Source organism: Pseudoalteromonas sp. AS84 (genome assembly GCF_038900255.1).
GTDB lineage: Bacteria > Pseudomonadota > Gammaproteobacteria > Enterobacterales > Alteromonadaceae > Pseudoalteromonas.
In genome coordinates, this window is the sequence record NZ_JBBMQY010000024.1 from 23,769 (window position 1) to 46,420 (window position 22,652).

Below are 22,652 nucleotides of genomic sequence, written 5' to 3' on the forward strand. Positions count from 1 at the left end.
TTTATACCGTAAGACCAATATTTGTTTGACCATCTTCTAGGGCAAACTTTTTAAGTGCTTTTACGCTATCAGAGGTGATACGCCCCATATTTTCTACAAAATCAATTAGCTCACCTAATACTTCAATTTCGTATTGCATTAATGGGTGTTCTCTTACAGCTGTGTTATCTGCAACCTCACCTTCAACCGTCATTTGATATTCAATAAAGCGTGCCACTGTTGCTTGAGATATTTTACTGACACTAATGAACTCTTGTTCATCTTGCGCCATTAAACCGTGCATTAAACTAAGTAAAGACGTTGCGGCATCAATAGCAGGGTAAGTACCAAACATATCAAAATCAGCAAGTTCAGGAACATTCGGTTCTATTTTTTCAACTTGTTTTTCGAGATCTATTTTACTTTTAGGCAGTAATATTTTTTCCCAACAAACATTAAGCGAATTACGAAGTAAGGTTTCATCACCAAACCCCGTTGCTTCGCTAAATAAACCGTAATTTGGCAGCATTCGCTCTATTAGAGCACTCGCTAAAACGGCTTTTTGTAAATAGTTAAGCTCTCTAATACGCTGAAAATTATTTGCTTTAGTCATTTTTTAACGTCTCACACGACCAACAAAAATCAAATGTTGATCCATTATGCTCATTACAGTTAGGGCATACCCAATCTGGAGCGGATTGTTTTACTTGTTGATAGTTTACCAATATTTGGCGCGCATGGCGCTCTTTTATCGCATAAACCTGCACACTAACTTGTGCTTGATCAAATGGAATTTCTCCCAATGCGCCTTGGAGCATCTCACCTTTAATTTTGCATTCAATGCCACTGGTTTGTATTAAACCTTTAATAATATTAGCTTCAAGGGTATTTTCGGCTTTATAAATTGTAACCCATTGAAAAGAGCTATCAGTTGAATTTTTATTATTAATATTTTGCAATATTCACCTCATTTATTTTGTGTGTACAATGTCGAGTATTAGTCGACTAAACTAAACAATACATGACAGCTTTAATAGTTAGCCATATTTCACGAGGAATAAACATGACACTTACAACCCCGGGCTTACTTTTTCCGGCCATATCGCTGCTATTATTAGCCTATACAAACCGATTTTTAGTTTTAGCGCAATTAATTAGGGAGTTAAATGCACGCGAGGGTGAATCTATACGCCCCGTTGTAGTGGCTCAAATCACCAACTTACGTAAACGAATAAACTTAATCAGAACAATGCAAGTTTATGGGGTAGCCTCTTTTTTACTGTGTACATTTTCGATGTTTGCTTTATTTATTGAATTTAATACCACGGGGATTATTTTATTCGGCATTAGCTTAGCCTGCTTAAGTTTATCGTTGTTAACGTCTTTATTTGAAATACATATCTCCTGTGATGCAATTGAAATAGAACTGCAAAGCATTGAAAACAAACCATTAAGCAACCGAATAAATAGAAATTTTGTAAAATAAACTCCTATAGATAAAACCCCCTATTATTTGTCACAATCATGTTGTAAGTACGCCCCATTTTGGGCCGTACTTTTTTATTAATTAGAACAATTGAATCCCAACCGGCTATCTAACCCACTGAGTTAAAATAACTTTGCCTAGATAGTTAATTGCAAAAATACAGACAAAACACAATAAACAACTAGTTATCAATTAAAAAAGTAATACTATTTGGTCGCTTTCCTCTTTAATTAATACTAAAAGGGGGGTATCCTGCTGGAAACACGTATGAACTTGCAACCGTATTTCAATATAGAATTTTACTAAACTTTAGAATAAAAATTAATATATTTGATGTCCGTGGTATCTGCGACTTACTTATAAAAAGGGACTATAAAGTGAGATTTGAACAATTAGAGCAATTTGTAGCACTTGGTGTATTACGTCATTTTAGACAAGCAGCTGAACAAACCCAGATTAGTACTTCAGCGCTGACGCGCAGCATTCAAACACTTGAAAATGAAATGGGATATGAGTTAGTAAAACGCTCAACACGTTCAGTTAAATTAACGCCAGAAGGCGAACTTTTTCTTGAATATGCTAAAACGACTTTATCGGAACTTGAGCTAACGAAAAAACGGATTTTTCAATCAGTAAACGGTAATGCTAATGAGAAACTGGTTATTGGTTATACCAACAAGGCAAGTGGCATAGTTCCTATTTCTTGTGGGCAGTTTTTAGCTCAATATCCTCATATAAAAATTGAAATGCAGTTACAAGATCAGCAAGAGCTAACACGCAGACTCCAACAAGGTGAAATAGACATAAGTGTATACTCTCAAGCTATTAACAGTATTGGCAGTGACATTCACTTACCTGATCAGCTTGTATTATTTGTTTCAAAAAACCACCCTCTTGCACATAAAAACGATATAAGTAAGCAAAACCTTGATAGCTACCCTATGTTTGGTTGTTTCTCTCAATCTAAACAAGTGCAAACTATGCTTAATGAAGCAATCGATTCTTTAAATAAATCATCAAGTATTAAAGTGGGCAGTATTGAGCAAGTAATGGCCGGTGTAGTTAAATCAGATCACTTTGCTATTGCGAGCATTGAGCATGCAAATACAATCGCAGAGAACTCTGAACTCGTGCAACTAAAAACAAATAAAGATCTAAATCACGAACAACTCGTTGTACAAACAAGCCAGCAAACCTCTATTACTGAACATGTAGAGCATTTACTATCGCTTATAAAGAAAGCGGGAGCTACATTTAGCTAATCCAATATTTGAAAAAGTGCGGCGCAATAAACAGTAGCTTTAAATCGCTTTTCGGCTACACTGTCGCACCTTTTTTAAACAGCTGATGTGAATGAACACACTTTTTGGTCCTGATGTCTATTTAGATGATATAGAACGCCAAGGATACACCGTAATTCATAACGCGCTTATTGCCGATTTAGTTAACGATTTAGTTGCAGATTGTCACCGCATAAACCCCCACTTTAGCCTTGCTGGTATTGGTCGACTAAATAGCTTACAAATAGATAAAACTATTCGTACTGACAAAACTTATTGGTTTGACGGCAGCTCTCAAGCACAGCTTACGTATCAAGCAATAATGCAAAGTATAAAAACCACGTTAAATCGTAGCTTTTTTATGGGGCTATTTGATTACGAATGCCATTATGCAAAATATACACAGGGTGATTTTTACAAAAAACACTTAGATGCATTCAAAGGTCGATCTAATCGTGTATTTACAACGGTGCTTTATTTAAATACGCCAGAGCAAGGTGGCGAACTTGTTATTTATAAACCTAAAAGTAAAGAAGTAGAAATAACGATTAAACCAACTGCTGGCACATTGGTTATGTTTGAAAGCGAACGTTTTGCTCACGAAGTACTTCCCGCAGTTGACGAACGCTATTCTATTGCTGGGTGGTTTAGAAAAAACGCCTCTATTAGCGGCATTATTGATCCGCCCAGGTAGCTCTAAATAGAGTTTTAACAGCCTTTATTAAGGCTTTAAAATTCTATTGGGTATGAAAGTAATAACCCTATAAAGATAGCCAAACCCACATAATGGTTATTTAAAAACGCTTTAAAGCAGGCATCTCTTTCACGTTTATGAATAAGCGTTTGTTGATATGCCAATAAACCAGCTGCTACACTCAAACCAATGCCAAACGCGACACTTAAATGATTGCTTATACCAATAAACGCAACCAGCGCTATAAATACAGCATTAAGTAAAAAGATAATATGGCGATCGTATTTACCAAATAAAATAGCGGTTGATTTTACCCCTATTTTTAAATCGTCATCTCTATCAACCATCGCATACATAGTGTCGTAAGCAACTGTCCAACAAATATTGGCTATAAATAATAACCATGCCTGCTGCGGTAATGCATTTATTGAAGCCATATAGGCCATTGGAATAGCCCAACCAAATGCAGCCCCTAAAATAACTTGTGGTAATTGTGTATAGCGTTTCATAAAAGGGTAGCAAAAGGCTAAAGCCAAAGCCCCAAAAGAAAGTAAAATAGTATTAAAGCTAAGCATTAATACTAAAATGAACGCAATAACTATGAGCAGTAAAAATAGACTAAGAGCTTCACCACTACTAACCAGCCCTGAAGCTAGCGGCCGTTGAGCTGTGCGTTTTACCGAGCCGTCTATTTTTCTATCTGCAAAATCATTAATTACACACCCTGCGCTACGCATAACAACAACGCCCAGTGTAAATACAATAAAGTTGAGCAAGCTCGGCATCCCACTGTTAGCAAGCCATAAAGCCCAGTATGTTGGCCAAAGTAATAACAAGGTACCAATGGGCTTATCTATACGCATTAGCTGTATATAGTAAGAAATATGTTTTGGCTTTAAAGCGGCTAATTTCATGAGTATAAATATGCTCCTGGTAAAAACACTTCACACACTAAAAATTTATATTCTTTGAGGGAAAATACACTTCGACGCCCTAGTAAGTTTTTCTCGGGTAGGTTTAATTTTGCAACTAATTGCTGAACGGGGTGCTTGGCATCAAAATAAGCAATTTCTATATCCGTGCGCTTTAGTGCTGGGTCTTGAAAAATCACATCACCAAGAGGTCGTTCACCCATATTGTGCAAAGGATTGCTCAAATCATTTTTAGGAAGCCAGCTTTGTGCGTACACCATAGGTTTATTATCGCACAATAAGAGTACTTCCCGATTAATCGCTGTTTTAGCTGCGCTGTTTAGTAGTAACTTTTGCTCTAGGCTTAAAGTAAATAACTGCTCGCTTAATACTCTTACACTAAAAATTTGTGATTTACTTTTTAATTTAGCAGTTAAAGAATTAGGTTCAAAAAGCCATTCTTGCTCTAGAGGAGATAAATCACTTACATATGAAGTGGACTGCCAATTAGCAGATATAGACAGAGGATAAGTAATCACAATAGCTCAACAAAATAAAAAACAACAAGATGATACCATTGCCAAAGCTTTTGAAAAAGTGATGTTTTATAACCATAAATAATTGCTTGGCGCTGTTTATTACCCACTATTAAGTATAAACTATTTGTAACAAGTTTTAAGAAACGCTTTAAATATGAAAAAAATAGTATACGCAGGTCTTTTTACGTTCTTTGTAAGCGTCATAAGCTTTACAGCCCGTGCTGAATCTACAGTTGGTTATTTTGGTTTTGAGCCAGATATAATCACCAACTACATTGGCGCATCGAGTAAAAAAATGGGCTATGTGCGCGTAACTATTGATTTAATGCTTACTGATACTTCTGATATTGCAGTTGTTGAACATCACACGCCATTACTTCGTGATGCCCTAGTAGAAATTTTATCTAAAGAGCCAGAAGAAAAAATAAAATCCCTTACTGGCCGTGAAGAAATACGCGCAAAGTGCGCCGAAAAACTAAAAAGCCTTTTAAAAGAAGAAACAGGACAAGAGATCATCCGTGAAGTCTTGTTCACTAAATATTTATATCATTAGTATTTAACGTTTTACGTTAAATACTTTGGCGGTATAAGCAAAAGCCATACCGCTAACTAATCCGCCTAAGTGCGCCCAATTAGCCATACCTACAAACAATACATCTGCAAACCCTAGCACTAACCAAATCAACATAAAACCAACAATAGCCGCACTAACCAACGCAGGTTTGTTCGGATTTAAAAAGCTATGAATCCAACAAAAACCAAGTAACCCATATACTACGCCACTCAAACCGCCAAAGTTGGGACCAACCATTAGGTATTGCGCCCAATTACTAATAAGTGCAGTCACTAAAAACAAACCTATTAAGCTGAGTTTTCCGCATTGCTTTTCTATATTGTCGCCAAGCGACATCCACCAAATTAAATTAAACACAATATGCATCGCACTAAAGTGTACGAGCGCGGGCGTTAACCAACTTAAAGGCTGCGAAGGTTTAAACTGCATCATAGTATAAATGGTCTCAAAACCACCTAGTAAAAAAGCAAAATAAATTATAACGCTTACAATACTTACGGCTTGATTTAACCAGCTGAGTGCTTTAAAACGGGCTATTAGATTAAGTGATTGCCCTTGATATTTAAGCGGCGATTGGGTGCTGCCTACATCCCAAGATGCTTGCAGGTATTTTTCATGATTAGGGTTTTGTGTAAATTCAGCCCATAGAGGCTGAACTTGATGAAAGTCCTCTTCAAGCACACTAATAATAACATTACTGCCATCTGCTGAATCTAATTGCCCTTTCAAACCTTGGCTTTTTAAATAATCTATAAAGCCCTGTGCGGCGCGCGGGTTATTTAAACTGCCAAGCTCTATCATCGCTCTACTTTCTCGCTGTAAGCTGCTTCCCAAGCGGTAAAACCACCATCCATGCTATAAACATCTTCAAAGCCTTGCTCAACTAAATAATTAGCTGCGCCCTGAGAGCTCATACCGTGGTAACACACAATAATAATTGGCTGATCGAATTCTTTTTCCATCATAAATTGTGCAATATTCCCGTTAGAAAGTGCTTCTGAGCCTGGAATACGACCAGCTTGATACGAATTAGGATCGCGAATATCTGCAATTACAACGTCTTCTTTATCTAGAAGCTCTAACGTTTGCGCTATAGAAATGTGTTTAAATGCCATTGAAGTCTCTTTAATTAATAGTATAAAAAAGGCGGCTAAAGCCGCCCTTCTTGTAATTTAGTGAGGAACTAATCCCAGTTTAAAATTACTTTACCTGACTGACCTGAAATCATCATATCAAAGCCAGCTTGGAAGTCATCCACAGAATACTGATGTGTAATGATTGGGTTCAAATCAAGACCAGATTGAATCAAGCTTGCCATTTTGTACCACGTTTCGAACATTTCGCGACCGTAAATACCTTTAATCACTAAACCTTTAAAAATAACTTGGTTCCAGTCAACTGCCATATCTGATGGTGGAATACCTAGCATGGCAATTTTACCGCCGTGGTTCATGTTATTAAGCATTGAATTAAACGCGCTTGGCACACCTGACATTTCAAGGCCAATATCAAAGCCCTCTGTCATACCTAAGTCTTTTATTACGTCTTCAAGCTTTTCGCTTGCCACGTTTACAGCGCGTGAAGCACCCATTTTACGTGCTAAATCTAGGCGATATTCGTTTACGTCGGTAATAACGACGTGGCGAGCACCCACGTGTTTTGCTACAGCTGCTGCCATAATACCAATTGGGCCTGCACCAGTAATAAGTACATCTTCGCCAACTAAGTCGAACGATAATGCGGTATGAACTGCATTACCAAACGGGTCAAAAATAGAAGCCAGTTCATCAGAAATATTATCTGGAATTTTAAATGCGTTAAATGCAGGAATAACTAAATATTCGGCAAACGCGCCTTCACGGTTTACACCCACACCCGTTGTATTACGGCATAAATGTACGCGCCCTGCACGACAGTTACGACAATGACCACACGTAATATGACCTTCACCCGATACGCGGTCGCCAACATTAAAGCCACGAACTTCCTGGCCCATATCAACGACTTCACCTACATATTCGTGACCAACAACCATTGGAGTAGGAATAGTTTTACTTGCCCACTCATCCCACTTGTAAATATGTACGTCGGTACCACAAATAGCTGTTTTGCGAATTTTAATTAGTAAGTCGTTATGACCCACTTCTGGCTTTGGTGCATCTGTCATCCAAATGCCCGGTTCTGCTTTTAATTTAGATAATGCTTTCATAATCCACACTCAACTAAAAAACCGAAGCAAGGCTTCGGTTTAAAATAAAATTAAATAACGCCCATTTCTTTACCAATACGGGTAAATGCATCAATAGCTGTATCGAGTTGCTCAATGCTATGCGCCGCTGAAATTTGTGTACGAATGCGGGCTTGCCCTTTTGGTACTACAGGGAATGAAAAACCAGTAACATAAATACCTTCAGCAAGTAGCTTATCAGCCATTAACGAAGCTACTTTTGCATCTCCTAGCATTACTGGGATGATTGCATGATCTTTACCTGCACACGTAAAGCCAGCAGCTTCCATTTGCTCACGGAAATATTTAGCATTTGACCAAAGTTTAGCGCGAAGCTCGCCGCCACTTTCTAGCATTTCAAGTACTTTAATTGACGCAGTAACAATTGAAGGCGCTAATGAGTTTGAGAATAAGTATGGACGTGAACGTTGGCGTAACCATTCAACAATTTCTTTTTTACCCGATGTATAACCACCTGAGGCACCGCCTAACGCTTTACCTAATGTACCGGTGATAATATCTACACGATCTAATACATTACAGTACTCTGGTGTACCTTTACCGTTTTCGCCAACAAAGCCAACAGCATGAGAGTCATCAACCATAACAAGTGCATCGTATTTATCAGCTAGGTCACACACAGCTTCTAAATTACAAATAACGCCATCCATCGAAAACACGCCATCGGTAGCAATTAGTTTTGTTTTAGCGCCAGCTTCATCAGCTGCAATAAGCTGCTTTTCAAGATCAGCCATGTCGTTATTTGCATAACGAAAACGCTTAGCTTTACATAAACGTACACCATCAATAATTGATGCATGGTTTAATGAATCAGAAATGATAGCGTCTTCTGCGCCTAAAATAGTTTCAAACAAACCTGTGTTTGCATCAAAACATGAAGAATATAAAATGGTGTCTTCAGTTTCTAAAAACTCACTGACTTTTTTCTCTAGTATTTTATGAATATCTTGCGTGCCACAAATAAAACGAACAGACGCAACACCAAAACCATGATTATTTAAACCGTTTTGCGCAGCTTCAATTAGCTCTGGGCTATTAGCTAAACCTAAGTAGTTATTAGCACAAAAGTTGATTACTTTACCTGACGCAACTTCGATTTGAGCCTGCTGCTGAGATTTAATAATACGTTCGCTTTTATACAAACCTTCGGTTTTTACGTCTTCAATTTGCTGTTGTAGCTGGCTAAAAAAAGCAGATGCTCTCATCTGTGTTCTCCATTTATTTGAACGGGTAAACAACCACATTTAAGCGACTGTTTATTATGGGGGGTATTGTAAAAGTTTAATGGGGAAAATGCACGGTTTGCAGTTCGTCGCAAACGCCCTAAACTGGAAGGAATTCCTGCCAGTTTACAGGCTAATCTGTTTAGTTTATTTATGTATTTAAAAGTGCAGGTAAACTGTTTATAGAATCGATAATTAAATCAGCCTCTTGTTTAGCACTTTCATCAAAGCTTTGACCCGAACGCACTAAAACGCGGGTAGTGATGCCCGCTTTTTTTGCAGCCTGCATATCACTGAGTTTATCGCCCACCATTATACTGCAAGCAGGGTCGATATTATGCTCTTGCATGCCTTGCAATAACATCCCTGGCGCAGGCTTTCTGCAACTGCACTCTTTCAAATATTCAGGGTGCGCTTTTTTAGGGTGATGAGGGCAAAAGTACACATCGGTAACTTCAATACTGTGATCGCTAAATTGGGTTTTCATCCAATCAGTTAGTGCTAAAAAATCAGCTTCGGTGTAATAACCTCGGCCAATTCCAGATTGATTAGTGACGATTATGATTTTATAGCCCGCATCATAAAATGTTTTACAAGTGCTAAAAACACCATCAATAAATTCAAATTTATCGCTTTGATACACATAACCATGATCAACATTTACCACGCCATCTCGGTCTAAAAAAAGCGCTTTATTTTTTTGTTGTGCATTCATTACAAAGACTCTTTTTGTACAACATGGTCAAACATCGCTTTTACATCATCAACTGTAATTTGGCTCATTAAATCATCGCCTTTTACACGCGTACCCCACGAGACTTGTTTTGCTGTTTTACCTGTTTGCTTAAGCAAGTTTTGGTGATAAACCTCAACCACGTAATCTTGATATAAGTAAGGGCCTGTTCGTGCTGGGTTTGAATGTGCATATAAACCAATAACCGGCGTACCCACCGTTACCGCCATATGCGCAGGGCCTGTATCGGGCGCAAGCACTAAACTGCCACGCTTTAACACGCACAACAACTCTTTGAGCTTAGTTTTGCCCACTAAATTTAAAATAGGTGTTTTGCTATACTCAACAATGCTATTTGCTAGGTTAATTTCAAGTTCTGTTGGACCACCCGTCAATACAACTTTAAAGCCTTGCTCATTAGCATAATCAGCCAATGTGGCATAACGTTCAGCGAGCCAATTACGCTGTGCTTTACTAGCTGCGGGCGATATTACTAATAGTTTATTAGTTAGGTATTCTGGTGTTAGTAACTCATCTGCAACCGCTTGGTCTTGCTCGGTATATGGCATGTCCCAACTCGGTTTATAATCAGCAACTCCAATGGCTTTTGCAAAACCTTTAAAACCTTCAAGCACATGCGCCTGAGCTTGTGGGGCTATTCGTTTATTAATAAATAAGCTATGTAATTCTTTTGAACGCGCCCAATCGAACCCTATTTTTACTTTTGCAGGAATACAACGCGCAACAAACCCAGCCCTAAGTGCAACTTGCATGTTAAGTAACACATCAAACTTTTGATCTTTAAAGCGTTGTTTTAAGCTTTTAAGCGCTGCTTTGCCTTGTTTTTTATCAAATACCACCAGCTCAACGCCAGGTAAGTCGGCAAGTAGCATGGCTTCTATTTTGCCAATAACCCACGTAATTTTTGCATTAGGGTGTGCTTTTTGAATAGCTTGTACAGCACTCACACCATGACATACATCACCAATGGCTGAGAGTCTTAATATACAAATAGATGAATAATTAGGAGCTTGAGTCACGCATTCCCTTAGGTATTAAATACAAAAGCCGATCTTAAATTATAATCACGCTATTGCAAGCACTTATCCTAAGCTTTAAAACGCGCTAATATAGACACATTATTTAGCAATTACACAGAGCTATGTTTAAACAACACGTGCAAGGCAACCACACGCTATTAAGCCATCCTAATTACGCAAGCCAAATTACCCTCGATTGGTTTGATGCAAATTATTGGCAACAACAAAATAAAATTGTGGGCGCTAAAAAAGGTCGAGCAACTGCGTGGTTTTTTAAGCAAGACGAATTAACAGCCGTACTTAGGCATTATTGGCGCGGTGGCTTAGTGGGTAAATTGCTAAGCGATCAGTATTTATACCCAGGACTTGAACAAACCCGTGTGTATAAAGAGTTTAGCTTAATGAGTAAACTTATAGAGCTTGGTTTAAACGTACCAACCCCTATTGCAGCTAAAGTAACCCGCAGCGGATTAATTTATCGTGGTGATATTATTACAGAAGCTGTTAAAGGCGCTAAAAGTGTACTCGACATATTAATTGAACGCTCATTGACTGAAGATGAGTTAGAACGCATTGCGAAAACAATCGCGCTATTTCATTCAAAAGGTGTGTATCACGCCGATTTAAACATTAATAACATTTTATTTAATGATATTAGTGATGTGTATATTATCGACTTTGATAGAGGTGAAATAAAAACACCTAATCTGCAGTGGCAACAAAGTAATCTGGCACGTCTTGAGCGCTCATTTTTAAAAGAGCAAGGTCGAAACAAGCCATTCAATTGGCAAGCGAGTGACTGGCAAACCCTGCATAGCAACTACCTCAAAGCGCTCGCTAATATAAGTTAACTTAGTTAGCCAATGCTAAATACTGCTGAGCAACCTTCTCTGCCTGTGCTTGTTTTAGAATATCTGCGTTTTCTACATTTGGCTTATCTGCTAGTACCTGCTTAACAACATTGGCTAATGCCTCACTTTGTTGAATGGGTACTAAATATTTACTCAGCTCGCCTGTTAATATCTCGCTTGGACCAAATGTACAATTAGTGCTAACTACCGGAGTCCCCACCGCTAAAGCCTCAATTAATACCGTTGGAAGCCCTTCAAAATCAGAACTCAACACTAAAGCCTCAGCCTGCTTAATCCAGTTGTACGGGTTTTGTTGAAATCCAGGCACTACTAACTGTTTTTCTATGCCATATTGCTGTGCAAGCTTAAACGCTTTTGCAGGTTTATTACATAAAAGGACTAGCTTGTATTTTTTATCAAGCTTTGCAAATGCTGCAAACAATATATCGTGGCGTTTTTGTTTGGCGAGCCTTCCTACATGAATTAAGTAGGGCTCATTTGGGATATTGTTATTTTGCTCATTTGCTTGTTGGTTTATATTTTCAAAATCGAACGGGTTATAAATAGTCGCAATTGCACTTGGGTTAATTAAATCCCCTTGTGTTATTTCTTTTTCAACACCCTTTGATACGCAAATAAGTGATTTACCATTTAAATTTTGCTTACTCTTTTTAAGATATAAGTATGAAAATGGACCTAACTTTTTTTGACGTGCAAGTTCTGCGTTAACGGAGTTATGAATAACAAAGTGAACATTTTTGATATTACTTTTTGAGAGTAAATTATTACTTCTATCAAGATTAGAAAGTACTAAATCAATATCACCTATCTCGCTCTGTTTTTTTTCAAACCACGCTTCTAGTTTCAATACACTATTTTTACGCTGCCAAAATCGATCTACTTTTGATGCCCTATGTGTGAATAAACTCTCCACGTAAAGTACTTCAGGAATATTATACTTAATAGAGTTAGCAAGAGACAAAATAGTAATTCTGTGCTGTAACTTGGCCATTTCCTCAGCAAGGGTAAGCATTACTTTTTCAGCACCACCACCCACTAGGGAGTCAATTACAATCACTATATTCATTAGCGATCCCCTATAAGCATATTTTTTATACCGTTAGTGATCACTTCGAAGCTATGTGTATTATCAAGTTGGTTATATTTAGAAACGAATTCACTATAAAAAGGCTCTGTAATAACTTGAGCTACTTTCGTAATAATTTCATCAATATCAAGGTTTGCTTTTATGACAACACCTGCATTAACACAATGATCCAAACGTGTATTTTGATCTTTTGAGATAGCGCATGCCACAACGGGGGTTTGAACTGCAATTGCTTGCAGTAGGGTATCTCCACCACTAAGTAATGCGATTTTAGCTTGGCTCATTAATGCCAAAAAATCAGTACTTTGAAGACTTGCTAAACAAGTAACCTCATCACTTTCAGGAATGGATTTCTTATAATTGGGACCAAACACAATAACTGCTTTTAAACCAGTGTGTTTAGTAATTTTAAGCGCGGCTTTAAAGTAAACATCAGCACAATTAATATTATTTAATATATGCCCGCCTGAGCCAGCATTAACAATAAAATAGCCTTCCGGTACTAAGTTATAGCGATTTAAAACATCACGTTTTTGCGCACAAGAGGCAAATGTAACAAAAGGACCTACATTACGAGGATGTGCCAAGGGAAACATGTCTAACTTCGTACTTTCAGCCCATGTAAGTGGCTCAATACAATAATCAGACTGTACAACCCAATGTGTATCAATTAAATTAATTCTGTTAAGTTTTAAACCTTTAGCACGTTTTTTTGCATGCTGAGAAATAAATATAACTTTAGCGCCTACCTTTTTAGCCGCCTTCATATGCCCTGCACGTCCTGCACAATCAAAAACAACGACGTCAGGTTTAAATTGCTCTATAAAGTCGCAAACAGAATCCAGCTCTTTCGTCGCTGAGTGTTCAAGTAATGTGGCTTCAAAAGGACAATCTTTTGCGTAACTTGTATGCTTATTTAATATGAAGTGAATATCGAGAGAATCAGTAAGTTCTGCCTTTAAACTTTGAGCCAACAACAACGAGCGCATATATTCACCAATGCCTTCTGGTGATGATACGGGAATAAATAAAAGTCGTTTGTTGCTCATTACATTCTCAATTTCCTATTTGAACTCAAGTATACCAATCAGATACTTATTACGATAGACAGGTTACATTTTTATATATTAAATTAGCTCTATAAATTTATTATTTACTGCAATAACAAGTTTAGGTTGATAAACTTAGCCGCAATCTAAATCACAAGGATCTGAACTTTGCGAAACAGAATTTTTCTACTTTCTACTCTTTTTTGCGCTATGAGCACATCAGTTAATGCTGAGCCATGGGTAAAACCCGATGATTATGGTTTAAGAGCTGATATTCAACAATTAGCTGATGCCGGTGTTATTTTAGCTCCTGTAACTACCTATCCGCTTATGTGGAAAAGTTTTATAAGCGATGTGGAAAGCATGCCGCTGGAGCAATTATCTCCAAGCTTACAAGATGCTTTACTTCGCATTAAACATCGATATAAATCAGAAAATAGTAGCTCACATAGTCTTCAATTATCAGCTTTTGCAGCCACAGATCCAATCATAGCAACAAGCTTTGGTGCAACAAATACTCAAGAAACAGAGCTTTCAGCAGCTTACGCTTATTTAGGCGATAACTTTGCAGCTAAAGTAGCTATAAATTATAGAAAAGACGGTAAAAAATGTTTAGTTGATGGAAAAACGACTGACGATATAGTTACCGATGAGCAAGCTTTAACCGATTGTAACGATACCTCACTTGACGATAGTTACTTAGCTTACCGTTTAGGTAACTGGATTTTTAGAGCCGGTGCTGTTGAACAATTTTGGGGACCTGGTGTTGATAACAGCTTAATTATGTCAGGTAATGCGAAACCTTTACCAGCACTAAGTGTTACCAGAGAAAAAAGTACTGCTTTCGAGACACCATGGCTGAGCTGGATTGGTCAATGGAGCTTTACTGCACAAATGGCTAAACTTGAGTCTACGCGTGTTATACCTGATGCTTTACTGTGGAGTACTCGTGTTAATTTTCGCCCTATTCAGCAGTTAGAAATTGCACTTAGCTGGTCTGCACAATGGGCAGGTGACGGACAACCGAGCTCTGCGGGTGATTTTATTGATGTCATAACAGGGCAAACTGCATGTATCGATGGCAATGAGAGTTGTGATAGCCAGTTAGAGTCGAAAATAGGTAATCAATTGGCTGGTATTGATATTCGTTGGTCAGATACCTTATTTGATCAACCATATGCGGTTTATGCCAGTACTATAGGTGAAGATGCTAGCTCACAGTTTAAACCCGCTGATAGAGCTTACTTATTTGGTGTGCAAACAACACAGCGCATTTATGCTCAAAACATATTAGTAAATGTTGAATATATAGATACTGGTGTTTCATGCCAAGCTGAATCAATAGTTGAAAATTGTTACTATGAGCATGATACTTATAAGTCTGGCTATCGCTACCATGGACGCACTATTGGTTCGACGTATGATAATGATTCGCAATCAGTTGTCCTAACCCTACTTGGTCAGCTTTCTAATGGAGATGATTGGCAGGTGAAATTACGCAGTGTTGATTACAATAGTGACAATAGCGATTGGTACCCTAGCAATCCAGATTTAGGTAACAGCATAACTAAAACAGCCTACAACAGTAAGCAATTAGAACTTCGTTACAGAATGCTTTCTTTGGGAGGACGCGTCACTTTAGGCGCTTTTGCATCTAACAATGACAGTGCTGAAAACGATACATCAGCATTTGCTAAGTACGAATATAACTTTTAATACATTACTTTAATAAAGTAGCGTATTAAAAGTAAAAAAGGGATGAAAACAGTGTTTTCATCCCTTTTTTACTTTTAGTAACTTAAATCAGTAATTACTGTTTAATTTTACTAATTACTTTTGATGTTGAGCACCCATCTAAAAATTCAAGCACTTCAACTTTTCCACCATGGCGAAGCACATGCTCAGCACCCGCTATTTGTTCTACGGTGTAGTCGCCACCCTTAACTAAAATATCAGGGCTTATTTGTTCAATTAATTTAGCGGGAGTATCGTTTTCATCTAGACTGCCAAACGGAATAACCCAATCAACTGATGAAAGTGCGCTAAGTACCATTGCACGCTCATCTAGTGGGTTAATAGGACGATTTGCTCCTTTTAAGCGCGTAATAGATTCATCGTTATTTAATCCAACAACGAGTCTATCGCCTCGGGCTTTTGCTTGTGCTAAATAACGTACATGCCCAGCGTGTAAAATATCAAAGCAGCCATTAGTAAATACAATAGTTTCGCCGTTTTGCTTTGCAAATTCAATATGTTGAAGCACATCATCAAATGGTGTTTGGTAATGCTCACCGGTAGTATGTAAATACTGACCTAGCTTGCGGCTTAGCTCTTCTGGAGAGACAGTTGCTGCACCAAATTTACTAACCGCTATACCAGCAGCTAAATTAGCAACTTCTACAGCATCTTTAGGTTCCATACCTGCGCCAAGCATAACCGCGAGTGTAGCTATAACCGTATCACCAGCGCCAGTTACATCGCTTACTTCAAGTTCTTGCGCTGCAAAATCAAACTTTTCATCTGCATTAATCAGCGACATACCTTGCTCAGAACGCGTAAGTAACATGGCTTTAATGCCATTTTTGCTAATTAAATCACGCGCACTTGCTGCTAAAGCTTCTTCTGAATCGGTTTGACCACCCGCTAACTTAAACTCATGTAAATTAGGCGTAATGTAATCAGCACCTTCATATAAATGTAAATCTGGCGATTTAGGGTCGATTAAAACCGTTTTTCCGGCGCTCTTAGCAAGGCTTACCATCTCTTTAATTAAGCTTAAAGATCCTTTGCTGTAATCAGAGAACACAATAAAGTCGTATTCATCTAGTACAAGTTCTAAGCGGTTTAGTAGTAATTGACTATGTTGCTCAGTAAACGTTTCTTCTAAATCAAGGCGAACTAGTTGTTGATGGCGGCTAATAACGCGCATTTTAGAAATAGTCGGTAAATCACATACACTAACTAACTGTGAGCTTATTTTTTCACCTTTTAGAATAGTCTCTAAAATCTGCCCGCTTTCGTCTTCACCAATTAAGCCCAGTAAGCCGACTTTTGCATCTAACCGCGCTATATTTTTTGCAACGTTAGCTGCACCGCCCGCTTTGTCTTCAAATTTACTTACTTTAACAACAGGTACTGGCGCTTCTGGCGAAATACGTCCTGTGTCGCCATACCAATAACGGTCTAGCATTACGTCGCCAACAACTAATATACGTGCTGCCGATAAGTTTTTTAATAACGATAAATCCATTACTGCTGCTCCGCAACAACCATATCCATGGCTTCACATAACCAGTGACCTATAAACATGTGAGCTTCTTGAATACGTGCTGTTTCATCATTCTTTATAATGATAGGTAACTTAGCAATATCTTTTACTTTACCGCCATCACGCCCTGTTAAAGCGACTGTAAAAGCACCTAGTTTATTTGCGGCTTCTAACGCTAAATTAATATTATTACTAGTACCTGATGTAGTTAAACCAATTACTAAGTCTTCTGGTTTACACAGCGCTTGAACTTGACGTTCAAACACCGTATCAAAGTGATAATCGTTGCTGTGTGCTGTTAAAATTGATGTGTCGGTGGTCAATGCCATAGAGGCAAGCGGACCACGTTCTAATTTGTAACGCACTACAAATTCTGCTGCTAAATGCTGCGCATCGGCTGCACTACCGCCGTTACCAAACCAAACAATCTTGCCACCAGCTTGTAATGCACTGTGGCATGCTTCTAACAGTTGCATAGATTCTTGATGATAAGCTTCCATCGTTTCAAATAATGCTTGATGACGGTTTAATGTTTCAACGTAGCTAGTTGCCACTGAATCGATAATTGACATGAAAAATTCCTCTAGGAACTGAAATAGCAGGGAAAAATTAAATCCATTATTCCATAATTTTATTTAATTGTGTGCATTTTATCGGGTTATAACTGAACCCAGACCATATTTTATTGCGAGTATGTTTAGAAAACGGCTATTTCACGGTAAACTAATGTCACTTCCCTTTAAGAAAGATCAGTATGGCACGCATTTTTTACTCCTTTGCATTAATTTTTATCAGCCCACTGATTGTATTTTACCTTTATGTTTTACGAGGTAAAAAAAACCAAGGCTATCGTGCACACTTTAAAGAGCGCTTTGGGTTTGTCAGTAAGTCTTTATTTACGACCAAAACCAAACCTTTAGTTTTTCATTGTGCTTCTGTTGGTGAGGTACTTGCCGCAACGCCACTTATTAAAGCTCTGCAAAAAGCGCATCCAAATTTAAATATACTTATAACCTGTAATACTCCAACAGGCAGAGAGCAAATACTTAACCAGTTTAAAAATACTGTGGCGTGTAGCTACTTACCAATCGATTTTCCGTTTGCGACAGCCCGATTTTTAAAGCGTATAAAGCCACAAGCATTATGTATTTTAGAAACAGAGCTATGGCCAAATTTAATGGCGATAAGTCACAAAAAAAATATACCGGTACTTGTCATCAATGCAAGACTCTCTGAAAAGTCGCAGCAGGGTTATCAAAAGGTCGCTAAATTAACGCACATTATTATGCGCTCAATTACAGTACTTGCGAGTCACAATAAAACAGATGCTAAACGCTTTATTGAACTTGGTCTTGAAGCTTCAAAAAGCCATGTAACAGGTTCAATTAAATTTGATATAACACCAAGTGAAGAGCAATTAGCTGAAGTACTCAACCTTAAACAGCTTTATAACAGTAATGAAGACAATAACGATGAACGCTTTGTATGGGTAGCAGGCTCAACACATCCTTTAGAGCATGAGTTAGTATTGGCGGCTCACCAACAGCTACTAAAAAAGCAACCTAATGCATTACTTATAATTGCACCGCGCCATCCAGAGCAGTTCGATAAAGTGGCAGAGCTTTTAACGCAAAGCCCACTTAGTTTTAGCCGTCGTAGTCAAAATAGCTATAGCAATGAGCAAGTCCTCCTTGCTGATACGCTTGGTGAACTACAGTGTTTGTATGGCGCTGCAAATATCAGCTTTATTGGCGGCAGCTTAATTCGCAGAGGTGGGCATAATCCATTAGAATCAGCTGCGTTTTCGGTAGGTGTAATAACAGGTCCACACACATATAATTTTGATCATGTTTATCCCGAGCTTATAAAGCTTAAAGGCGCTGTAGTGGTTGATAACAACGACGAACTGGCAAAACAGCTTATAACGTTTAGCCAAAACACAAAAGCATGCCAAACCTTAGGCATTAAAGCTGCCCAATGCGTTGCTAAAAACCAAGGTGCAATACAAAAAACACTTACCATTATTAACCAATATTTAGAGCCAAAACCGTGACCAACATAGCTATAAGCCAAACCCGCGAATGGGTGTCATCTGTTATTGTTAAATATAACTTTTGCCCGTTTGCACGCAAAGAAGTAGAAAATAACTGTATTCATTACATCGTAAGTCCAGCAGCTAGTATGGATGATGCTGTAATGGATATGCTTGAGCAATGTGTTGAGCTTGACCGTGAACCAGAGCGCGAAACAACCCTTATCATGTTTGACAACGGCTTTAGAGACTTTGAATACTTTTTAGACTTGGTCGATTTAGCTAATGCACTTTTAGTCGCGCAAGGCTTTGAAGGTAAGTATCAAATCGCTAATTTTCATCCTGACTACGTATTTGCCGACAGTGATGAAACTGATGCTGCAAACTACACAAATAGAGCGCCTTTTCCTACTTTGCATTTAATTCGCGAAGCAAGTATGAGTGAAGCGCTTGATAGTTACAACGAGCCCGAGTCGATTCCAGAGCATAATATAAACCTAGCAAGGCGTAAGGGGATTGATTTTTGGCAGCAGTTACTCGAAGGCTGTAAAAAACCGAGCGCTTAAAGGCTCGGTTTTATTCTTGATTTTATTCTTAGCCTTAGCAAAATAAAGCTAGCTGGGATCGCTATTTTTTAACCCAGTTACCATTTACTTCAACGTAATGACCACTTTGGGTTTTTTCAATTGTTTTAGCGGCAGCAAGCGCTTCAACTTGTGAAAGCGACAAGTTATTCTTTTTAGCGAGCTTTAAGTACTGCGCTTTACGCTTTGCATTAATGTCATCAACAACGGCTTTTGCCTCTGCGTTTTGTACAACAAGTCCTAAATAACCAGAGCTATCTTCACCTACTAAACCTTGGTTTTTAGCGTCATCAAGGCTAATAGCCCACGCAGAGAACGACATACATACTGCACTAACTAACGTAATAATATTTAATTTTTTCTTCGTATTCATGTTTTAGCTCCTTAAAATAACTCACTGTCGTCACTAAATAAGCTGTCGAGTTCTTTATCTACTTTTACGCGAATTTCGTGGTCGACCTTCACATTTAAATTAATCGTAATGGGCTCTTTAGCAGATACCTCAACTCGGTGCGTGCAGGCACTTAGTGCACTAATAACACCTAGCCCGAGCAGTACTTTTATCAATAACGACTGTCTCATTATTAGTTTCCTTTTTGTGAGTATTGTTGCTCAACTTTCTGTGTAATTTCGTCACTTAAACGCAGTGCGCGTAAAAGTGTAAATACGTTTTCTTCGTGGTTATAATTAAAGTTAACTTGCTGCTGCTCTGCTTTATTATAGCCTTGTAAATTAACCTCAAGCTTTAACCAGCCATCGTTTTTTAATGCCACACTGCTATTAAGTTTTTGAATATCTAAATTAGTTAATAGCCCTAATACAGGTTGCAACTCTTGCTGTTGCTGCATTACTGAATCAAACGCGGCATTATTAGTAATTTTTAAATTACCGGTGCCTTGGCTAAATAAACTACCGTCAATTATTTCAATTTTTCCACTATCAAAATGGACAGGTAAAGACCCCGCCAAGCGCCCTGTTAATACAATGCCCGACTTATCATCGAGTGTAACGAGTTTACTTGCATCAATGTTTTCAAACTTAACATTGGCAACTTGGTTTGGCTTCCCTACTGTGTAGGTATCTAGAGAAAACTCGCCACCAAACACACTTCCTTTTACATCATTTATAAGCGCGGTATTGTTATTCACTTGCCACTGCCCTTCAATCGCTTTAACTATGGCACCCGCTCTAAATTCATTTAAATTAAAGGTAGTTGGTTTTACATTAAGCTTACCTGAATTATATTCCCCGCTAAATGCACTATTTAAATCATTTGCAAGGTAGTTGTTATACAGTGCACTTGCGTGACTTACATCCATATTGAACGATGCATTTTGCAAGTTTACATCGCCACTAATATAGCCATTAAATTCGCCCTTAGTTAGCTGCGCAAGTGGCTCAAATTGATTAATAAAAGTATTTAATGGCAGTACACTTTGCTCAGGAATAATCACTTCAAACGGATGAGCTTGCGACGATACATGATGATTTACCACTAACTCAACATCGTTTACAAATACATGATGCGTGGCTTTTAGTGCACGGCTTTGCAAGCCTGTAGACTCTACTTTTATATTATTAAGTTTTATGTCGGGGCTATTAACAGCTTTTATATTCGTTTTTGCTGTTAGCTCGGTAAATAACTCGCCCACGCCTAAATTAGCGTTTGCTGTTAATGTGTTACTTATATTCGTTGCTTTAAATTCTTTATATTCCGCGTTTTTTAATTGATGAGTTAATGTTACTTCTGCATTTAACTGCTTATCCATTTTTGCAGTTAAATCACCTTGGTATTGCACTGCGCTTATATCAAACGCATCTACACTTTTAAGCGTTAATTTAGCATTTATAAGCCCAATTGGTTTTGAGTCTATAAACTCACTTATATTAAAGTGACCACTAAGGCTAAGCCCATTCGCCGTTGCAGGAACAAATTCAGGCAAGCTTTCAAGCGCAACCGCGTAATCGCCTTTAATTGCAGTGTCCACTAACTGAGCATTAACGCTGAAATTATTTATATCGGGTGTGCTTATTCTCGCTGATAAATTTGTCTGTAAGTTTTCAAGTGGCGATTTAATATTAAGTGCTGTATCGGTTATTAAAATATTGAATTGCTTATCGCCTTCACTTACCAAATTAATTGCAGGTACATTCAGGTCGCTCCCCTCTAATCGAATTGATTGAGGAAGTTTAAGTTGCCAATCTAAAGGAACTTGATTGCTCACAAAACCTGCGTATTCACTCGGTGGAATTAACTCGGTACAGCTTGATGTTAAAGTAATATTGTTATTAAGCAGGTCAGTATTAAGCATTAACACTTGGCTATTTAAATTAAAATGAGTTACCAATTTGCCTGTCATTAATACGTTAAACTGGCATTGCTCAAAAGTATGAGCAAACTGGGAACTGATATCGCCATTTAACTCAAGATCTATACCGTCAAAGCTAAACGCTTGCTGGGTATTAAAGTTAACATCTGCAATTAATGTATTTTTAGTGTTTATAACTTGCTTTAAAAAAGTGTCATTAATTAAAAACTGACCACTTACTTTATTAGCAGCCAAAATTGCACTCGCGTTTATATCACCCGTAACATTAAATTTATTTAGCCCGGGTTCTAATATACTTATTTTTAATGGCTTATTGAGTTCATCACTTTTTACTACAAGCTGTTTAATGCTAATTAATGGGCGATTTAAGGGAAGCGCTAAATCGAGATTTTTAGCAAGTTGATTAGCATTATCACTTTTAGGGAGTGAATTAACCGTTAGCACTGCATTTTTAATATCTACACGTTTTGTATTTGCAGTAATATCCGTCAGTTGTAACTGTTGATTTTGATAATTTACACACACTTTATCAGCATGAATATTTAGCTCAGACGTAATTGAAAAATCAAGGCAGTTTAATGTGACACCCGCTTTTTTAAGCTCAGGCGCTATAGCCCACTGTAATAAAGGTAAACGAAATACATAACCAAGCAGCAAGATGCTTAGCAATACAGCTCCAACAATTAAACCAACTCGCTTAAACATACTATCCTTAAATGCTTT

25 protein-coding genes are annotated in these 22,652 nt (G+C 37.9%); 8 read left to right on the forward strand and 17 right to left on the reverse strand.

Annotated features, from left to right (window positions below):
* Position 1: 1 nt before the first annotated feature.
* Complete coding sequence (locus WNY79_RS18225; RefSeq protein ID WP_197185353.1) at positions 2-592, reverse strand: YjaG family protein; 591 nt, start codon at positions 590-592, stop codon at positions 2-4.
* Positions 585-938: a DUF2007 domain-containing protein gene (locus WNY79_RS18230; protein WP_010554404.1), complete on the reverse strand. Its 354-nt coding sequence runs from the start codon at positions 936-938 to the stop codon at positions 585-587. Before WNY79_RS18230 ends, WNY79_RS18225 begins: the two co-directional genes overlap by 8 nt.
* Positions 939-1,042: 104 nt before the next feature.
* Between WNY79_RS18230 and WNY79_RS18235 the strand changes: the two genes are divergently transcribed.
* The 3 genes from WNY79_RS18235 (at position 1,043) to WNY79_RS18245 (ending at position 3,439) form a co-directional block, all read left to right on the forward strand.
* On the forward strand, positions 1,043-1,465 hold the full coding sequence (locus tag WNY79_RS18235; RefSeq protein WP_024598942.1) for a DUF2721 domain-containing protein: 423 nt from the start codon (positions 1,043-1,045) through the stop codon (positions 1,463-1,465).
* 377 nt (positions 1,466-1,842) lie between these two features.
* On the forward strand, positions 1,843-2,727 hold the full coding sequence (locus tag WNY79_RS18240; RefSeq protein ID WP_024598943.1) for a LysR substrate-binding domain-containing protein: 885 nt from the start codon (positions 1,843-1,845) through the stop codon (positions 2,725-2,727).
* 91 nt (positions 2,728-2,818) lie between these two features.
* Positions 2,819-3,439 (forward strand): 2OG-Fe(II) oxygenase, encoded by a 621-nt coding sequence (locus WNY79_RS18245; protein ID WP_076925214.1) that lies wholly within the window; start codon positions 2,819-2,821, stop codon positions 3,437-3,439.
* A gap of 35 nt (positions 3,440-3,474) precedes the next feature.
* On the opposite strand, the gene ubiA is transcribed toward WNY79_RS18245, so the two are convergent.
* Positions 3,475-4,353: a 4-hydroxybenzoate octaprenyltransferase gene (gene ubiA, locus WNY79_RS18250; RefSeq protein ID WP_342876549.1), complete on the reverse strand. Its 879-nt coding sequence runs from the start codon at positions 4,351-4,353 to the stop codon at positions 3,475-3,477.
* On the reverse strand, positions 4,350-4,889 hold the full coding sequence (locus WNY79_RS18255) for a chorismate lyase (RefSeq protein ID WP_170071960.1): 540 nt from the start codon (positions 4,887-4,889) through the stop codon (positions 4,350-4,352). Before WNY79_RS18255 ends, ubiA begins: the two co-directional genes overlap by 4 nt.
* A 154-nt stretch (positions 4,890-5,043) precedes the next feature.
* Between WNY79_RS18255 and WNY79_RS18260 the strand changes: the two genes are divergently transcribed.
* Positions 5,044-5,442, forward strand: coding sequence for a flagellar basal body-associated protein FliL (locus WNY79_RS18260; RefSeq protein ID WP_002961049.1), 399 nt, complete (start codon positions 5,044-5,046; stop codon positions 5,440-5,442).
* A 3-nt stretch (positions 5,443-5,445) separates the two neighbouring features.
* Here WNY79_RS18260 and glpG read toward each other — a convergent pair whose 3' ends face one another.
* From glpG to WNY79_RS18290, 6 genes are all read right to left on the reverse strand, one after another.
* Entirely contained in the window at positions 5,446-6,264 is an 819-nt protein-coding gene (gene glpG / locus WNY79_RS18265) for a rhomboid family intramembrane serine protease GlpG (protein ID WP_342876565.1), read from the reverse strand.
* The gene (gene glpE, locus WNY79_RS18270; protein ID WP_342876550.1) at positions 6,261-6,578 is read right to left on the reverse strand and encodes a thiosulfate sulfurtransferase GlpE; all 318 of its coding nucleotides are present in this window, start codon (positions 6,576-6,578) and stop codon (positions 6,261-6,263) included. The genes glpG and glpE overlap by 4 nt, the downstream gene beginning before the upstream one ends.
* Before the next feature lie 68 nt (positions 6,579-6,646).
* Positions 6,647-7,672 (reverse strand): L-threonine 3-dehydrogenase, encoded by a 1,026-nt coding sequence (gene tdh, locus WNY79_RS18275; protein ID WP_024598949.1) that lies wholly within the window; start codon positions 7,670-7,672, stop codon positions 6,647-6,649.
* Between the two features lie 50 nt (positions 7,673-7,722).
* Positions 7,723-8,916 carry a glycine C-acetyltransferase gene (locus WNY79_RS18280; RefSeq protein WP_342876551.1) on the reverse strand — a complete coding sequence of 398 codons (1,194 nt, stop codon included), beginning with the start codon at positions 8,914-8,916 and terminating at the stop codon, positions 7,723-7,725.
* Between the two features lie 169 nt (positions 8,917-9,085).
* On the reverse strand, positions 9,086-9,649 hold the full coding sequence (gmhB, locus tag WNY79_RS18285; RefSeq protein ID WP_024598950.1) for a D-glycero-beta-D-manno-heptose 1,7-bisphosphate 7-phosphatase: 564 nt from the start codon (positions 9,647-9,649) through the stop codon (positions 9,086-9,088).
* Positions 9,649-10,707 carry a glycosyltransferase family 9 protein gene (locus WNY79_RS18290; RefSeq protein ID WP_342876552.1) on the reverse strand — a complete coding sequence of 353 codons (1,059 nt, stop codon included), beginning with the start codon at positions 10,705-10,707 and terminating at the stop codon, positions 9,649-9,651. The genes gmhB and WNY79_RS18290 overlap by 1 nt, the downstream gene beginning before the upstream one ends.
* 122 nt (positions 10,708-10,829) lie before the next feature.
* Here WNY79_RS18290 and WNY79_RS18295 point away from each other — a divergent pair, with 122 nt between their 5' ends.
* The gene (locus WNY79_RS18295; RefSeq protein WP_342876553.1) at positions 10,830-11,558 is read left to right on the forward strand and encodes a 3-deoxy-D-manno-octulosonic acid kinase; all 729 of its coding nucleotides are present in this window, start codon (positions 10,830-10,832) and stop codon (positions 11,556-11,558) included.
* A 1-nt stretch (position 11,559) separates the two neighbouring features.
* Here WNY79_RS18295 and WNY79_RS18300 read toward each other — a convergent pair whose 3' ends face one another.
* Both WNY79_RS18300 and WNY79_RS18305 read right to left on the reverse strand, forming a co-directional pair.
* Positions 11,560-12,645 (reverse strand): glycosyltransferase, encoded by a 1,086-nt coding sequence (locus WNY79_RS18300; RefSeq protein ID WP_342876554.1) that lies wholly within the window; start codon positions 12,643-12,645, stop codon positions 11,560-11,562.
* Positions 12,645-13,715, reverse strand: a complete 1,071-nt coding sequence (locus tag WNY79_RS18305) for a glycosyltransferase family 1 protein (protein WP_342876555.1) — start codon at positions 13,713-13,715, stop codon at positions 12,645-12,647. The genes WNY79_RS18300 and WNY79_RS18305 overlap by 1 nt, the downstream gene beginning before the upstream one ends.
* Before the next feature lie 210 nt (positions 13,716-13,925).
* Here WNY79_RS18305 and WNY79_RS18310 point away from each other — a divergent pair, with 210 nt between their 5' ends.
* A complete protein-coding gene (locus WNY79_RS18310) occupies positions 13,926-15,431 on the forward strand; it encodes a capsule assembly Wzi family protein (RefSeq protein ID WP_342876566.1) in 1,506 nt (501 codons plus the stop codon).
* Positions 15,432-15,525: 94 nt separating this feature from the next.
* On the opposite strand, the gene hldE is transcribed toward WNY79_RS18310, so the two are convergent.
* Positions 15,526-16,965: a bifunctional D-glycero-beta-D-manno-heptose-7-phosphate kinase/D-glycero-beta-D-manno-heptose 1-phosphate adenylyltransferase HldE gene (gene hldE / locus WNY79_RS18315; RefSeq protein ID WP_342876556.1), complete on the reverse strand. Its 1,440-nt coding sequence runs from the start codon at positions 16,963-16,965 to the stop codon at positions 15,526-15,528.
* Positions 16,965-17,555: an SIS domain-containing protein gene (locus WNY79_RS18320; protein ID WP_002961065.1), complete on the reverse strand. Its 591-nt coding sequence runs from the start codon at positions 17,553-17,555 to the stop codon at positions 16,965-16,967. Before WNY79_RS18320 ends, hldE begins: the two co-directional genes overlap by 1 nt.
* Before the next feature lie 182 nt (positions 17,556-17,737).
* Between WNY79_RS18320 and waaA the strand changes: the two genes are divergently transcribed.
* Together waaA and WNY79_RS18330 are read left to right on the forward strand one after the other, a co-directional pair.
* Complete coding sequence (gene waaA, locus WNY79_RS18325) at positions 17,738-19,036, forward strand: lipid IV(A) 3-deoxy-D-manno-octulosonic acid transferase (RefSeq protein WP_342876557.1); 1,299 nt, start codon at positions 17,738-17,740, stop codon at positions 19,034-19,036.
* Positions 19,033-19,581, forward strand: coding sequence for a DUF1415 domain-containing protein (locus WNY79_RS18330; protein ID WP_342876558.1), 549 nt, complete (start codon positions 19,033-19,035; stop codon positions 19,579-19,581). Before waaA ends, WNY79_RS18330 begins: the two co-directional genes overlap by 4 nt.
* 61 nt (positions 19,582-19,642) lie before the next feature.
* Here the strand turns inward: WNY79_RS18330 and WNY79_RS18335 are convergent, their stop codons facing one another.
* From WNY79_RS18335 to WNY79_RS18345, 3 genes are read right to left on the reverse strand one after another with little or no spacing between them, the layout of a single operon-like run.
* A complete protein-coding gene (locus WNY79_RS18335; RefSeq protein WP_002961068.1) occupies positions 19,643-19,972 on the reverse strand; it encodes a YdbL family protein in 330 nt (109 codons plus the stop codon).
* Positions 19,973-19,983: 11 nt separating this feature from the next.
* Complete coding sequence (locus tag WNY79_RS18340; protein ID WP_024591450.1) at positions 19,984-20,181, reverse strand: YnbE family lipoprotein; 198 nt, start codon at positions 20,179-20,181, stop codon at positions 19,984-19,986.
* Between the two features lie 2 nt (positions 20,182-20,183).
* Entirely contained in the window at positions 20,184-22,634 is a 2,451-nt protein-coding gene (locus tag WNY79_RS18345; protein ID WP_342876559.1) for a YdbH domain-containing protein, read from the reverse strand.
* Positions 22,635-22,652: the final 18 nt, after the last annotated feature.